Source organism: Coxiella-like endosymbiont, assembly GCF_002871095.1.
Lineage (GTDB): Bacteria > Pseudomonadota > Gammaproteobacteria > Coxiellales > Coxiellaceae > Coxiella.
Genome location: NZ_NSHJ01000159.1, coordinates 1 through 3,823, shown reverse-complemented (window position 1 = coordinate 3,823; position 3,823 = coordinate 1). Strand labels below are relative to the sequence as shown.

The window sequence follows — 3,823 nt, the reverse complement described above, 5'->3', positions numbered from 1 at the left end:
AGATGGGTATGCGTGACAGTGTAGATCGTTAAAATTTAAAAACGGAGAAATACTATTGGATTTAAAGTCTACTAAACGTAGTATCGTTGCTGTAGTGCTTGCTTTAATTGTAGTAATTGCTGTTTATTTATCGATTCCACCACTTAAGCTTGCCCCTCAAGGTATTTTTTTACCAACAGCTCCGCTAACTGCGCCTATTTCTCTGGATCAAGTAAATTTTTATAATCCCGTAAGACTCCCGCTTATATATAAACAGCTTGGTTATATAAATGTTGAATATTCTTCGAAAGAAATTTCCTCGGAAGGGGAGGCACAAATTCAAAAATATCTCAAACAAATGGCGGCACAAGATGGTGCTAATGGAATTATCGTGACTTTGTTTGGCCATACCATTCTTGGAGGCGTAAAAAGAGAGTTAGCCTCATATATTTTTAGAGGCATTGCTATTTATACTCTCCCTAATACTTAAGAGAACTTAATTAGAATGGTTTTTAATTTTCTCAATATTTTATTATTATTAACTATTTTTTCTGGGATAATTATTTTAGTTGATATGATATGGTGTCAATTAAAGAAAACACCTATTAAGAACAATGGTAACTATCCACTGATTATCGATTATGCACGTTCTTTTTTTCCTATTTTATTAATTATATTAATTATTCGTTCATTATTATTTCAACCTTACCGAGTTCCAACAGGATCTTTGGAACCTACAATTATGCCGGGGGATTTAATTTTAGTTAATCAATATGATTATGGATTATATTTTCCTTTATGGAATAAAAAATTTTTTGTTATCGGCGAGCCCAAAAGAGGACAAATTACGTTGCTTCGGTGGGCAGTTAATCCAGCTGTTACTTTTGTTAAACGTGTTATTGGACTTCCTGGCGATCATATTAGTTATCAAAATAAAGTTCTTTTTATTAATGGAAAAAAAATTTTTCAGCGATTTATAAAAGATACGCTTGAAATTGGTGATGATGGTAAAACCTTTAAAGCTAAAGAATATGAAGAAAATCTAGATGGAGTTAAGCATTTGATTCTCCGTCGCTATGATCGCTCTGCTCAAGATTTTCAAGACCTTGTAGTACCTAAAGATAAATATTTTGTAATGGGTGATAATCGAGATGACAGCGATGATAGCCGGTCTTGGGGGTTTGTCTCAAGCAATGCTTTTATTGGACGTGCTTTATTTGTGTGGATGAGTTGGGATTCTCACAATCATTGTGTCCGTTGGCACCGTATCGGAAATCAGTTATAGAAATTTTAAAGTTCCAGCATTGTTTGAGAATTCATAACTTTCTCAAAATCTTCTGCCGTTAAATATTTTAATTTCAATGCAGCTTCTTTAACTGTAAGGTTTTCTTTATAAGCTTTCTTAGCGATTTCAGATGCTTTATCGTAACCAATGATTTGATTTAAGACAGTCACGATCATTAAAGAATTTTTGAGATAAGTGTTAATTTTTTCTTTATGTGGTTCGATACCAATGACGCAATGATCATTAAAAGAGCGACAACCATCTGTCAATAAATAGATAGATTGAATTAAATTGTATGCCATTACTGGTTTGAAAACATTTAATTCAAAATTACCCTGAGATCCTGCAATCGTAATTGTTGCGTCGTTTCCCATTACTTGCACACATATCATTGTTAAAGCTTCTGATTGGGTTGGATTTACTTTCCCTGGCATGATCGAAGAGCCTGGTTCATTTTCTGGAATAAAAATTTCTCCAATACCACAACGAGGTCCTGAAGCTAACCACCTAATATCATTAGCAATTTTCATTAATGAGCAAGCGAGTGTTTTTAAAACCCCGCTCACCAAGACAATTTCATCGTGTGCTGCTAATGCTCCAAATTTATTTGGAGCAGAGTAAAAAGATAATTTGGTCAATTTTGCAATATGTTCTGCTACTTTTTTAGAAAATTGGGGTGGCGCATTTAGTCCTGTACCAACGGCAGTTCCTCCTAATGCTAACCGATAAAGAACAGGTAAAACATTCGTAATTGCTTCTAAATTATGATTTAATTGCGCCACATAACCTGAAAATTCTTGCCCTAAAGTAAGAGGGACAGCGTCTTGTAAATGAGTTCGTCCTACTTTAATAATCTGAGCGAAAGCATTAGATTTTTTTTCTAAGGTATCACGTAAGGTTGTTAAGGCAGGTATAAGTTGATGAACGATCATTTCAGCACAAGCAATATGCATGGCAGTTGGGAAACTATCATTTGATGATTGGGATTTATTAACGTCATCATTGGGATGAATAGGATTTTTACTTCCAAGTTTTCCACCTGCTAATTCAATAGCTCGGTTGCTAATAACCTCATTAATATTCATATTGGTTTGAGTGCCACTGCCAGTTTGCCATACTTTCAGTGGAAAATGCTCGTTCAATTTACCTTCAATGATTTCATCAGCTGCTTGAATAATATAAGTTAAAATTTTTGAAGAAAGTTTACCTAATTCATGATTAGTGAGAGCAGCCGCCTTTTTTAAAATGCCAAAAGCTCGGATAAGTTCAAACGGCATAGTTTCACGCCCGATGGCAAAATTAATTAATGCACGCTGGGATTGTGCTCCATAATATTTATCAGAGGGAACTTCAATATTTCCCATACTATCCTGTTCAATTCGTGTGATCATAATTACCCTGCTTTATTATATGGTGCTCCGGACAGGATTTGAACCTGTGACCTGTCCCTTAGGAGGGGACTGCGCTATCCAACTGTGCCACCGGAGCGCGAGCTTATTAGAAAACTTAAAAAAAATAATAATATCATACTATTATTCTATTTTAGAAAAAATCTTACAATAAAAAAATATAAGGACTGCTTATCTTTGAGCAGTGTGATTATTCTTTCTATTTTAATCCTAAAAATTACTCTTAGTTTTTAGTTTTCCATATTATGTCAATTGATTTTAGTTAGAAGAGATAGCGAAAAATATTTTCCTTGCTCGTTATTCTTTTTCGTTATCTCGTTATTCTTTTTCGTTATTCTTTTAAGAAAGAAATCTATAAAAAATAGAAAAGTCGGTATTATATTAATTCATAACGTTATTAATAATGTTGGCAGATAGTTTAGCAAGAATAAATAACGTCAATGTCAGATCAGAAGTAATTAAAATAATTATCAAAATTAACTGTTAATCTCGTAAATTAGTTAAAAAGGTAATTTTAGTTCAGATTAATGATTCTACGGATATCCAAAATTTGAAAAATAACTAACCAAAACTTAACTTAAATCGAATTTTTTATTTGCAAATAGAGGCTTTATTTATAAAATAAGTGTAATTTCGCAAAGCGATTATGATGAGGGAAGAAAAATTTATAGTAAGCTAAAGTTCAACTTAAAAATTGATTAGTTGCCATTAGTCAAAAATATTTACTCTCTTTTTTAGTAAAAAATTTAGATTTGATAAATTAAGTTTGGCTAATATGTTAGATATGTTAATCTAAGAAAAAATTTAGTGAGCTTACAATCACTAATTTCTTTATACGTAAATTTTTATTTATTCAAAATATTTAAAAATTTTCATTAAATTAAAAAAAATTGCTTGTATTGAAAATCTTTGTTAACATAGAATTGTACTTAAAAATTAAAGCTCTTAATTAAAAAACTGGTAATATTAATGTTTAAGTAAGTTTTCTCAATGAAAATGATCGTCTTTATTTAGAAGTATTGATTGAAATAACGGTTGACTTTCAGAGAACAAACAAATAATTTTAATTGTAAAACAATTATTATCTATTCTTTAAATAATTAAAGAGTATTTTTTAGAATTGAATATAAATATAAAAGCAAATACTCTT

3 protein-coding genes and 1 tRNA gene are annotated in these 3,823 nt (G+C 31.2%); 2 read left to right on the top strand and 2 right to left on the bottom strand.

Features of this window, described 5'->3' with window-relative positions; all coding sequences use genetic code 11:
- Nucleotides 1-55: 55 nt before the first annotated feature.
- On the top strand, nt 56-469 hold the full coding sequence (locus CLERM_RS03620) for a hypothetical protein (RefSeq protein ID WP_102157224.1): 414 nt from the start codon (nt 56-58) through the stop codon (nt 467-469).
- 15 nt (nt 470-484) lie between these two features.
- Nucleotides 485-1,264: a signal peptidase I gene (gene lepB / locus CLERM_RS03615; protein ID WP_102157223.1), complete on the top strand. Its 780-nt coding sequence runs from the start codon at nt 485-487 to the stop codon at nt 1,262-1,264.
- 5 nt (nt 1,265-1,269) lie between these two features.
- On the opposite strand, the gene fumC is transcribed toward lepB, so the two are convergent.
- Both fumC and CLERM_RS03605 read right to left on the bottom strand, forming a co-directional pair.
- Nucleotides 1,270-2,655: a class II fumarate hydratase gene (gene fumC / locus CLERM_RS03610; protein WP_102157222.1), complete on the bottom strand. Its 1,386-nt coding sequence runs from the start codon at nt 2,653-2,655 to the stop codon at nt 1,270-1,272.
- A 20-nt stretch (nt 2,656-2,675) separates the two neighbouring features.
- Nucleotides 2,676-2,752 (bottom strand) — tRNA-Arg (locus CLERM_RS03605).
- Nucleotides 2,753-3,823 lie beyond the last annotated feature (1,071 nt).

What these genes read in the sequence shown, in the direction of transcription:
- lepB (WP_102157223.1), top strand. Translation starts at nt 485, where the DNA reads ATGGTTTTTAATTTTCTCAATATTTTATTATTATTAACTATTTTTTCT.
- fumC (WP_102157222.1), bottom strand. Translation starts at nt 2,655, where the DNA reads ATGATCACACGAATTGAACAGGATAGTATGGGAAATATTGAAGTTCCC.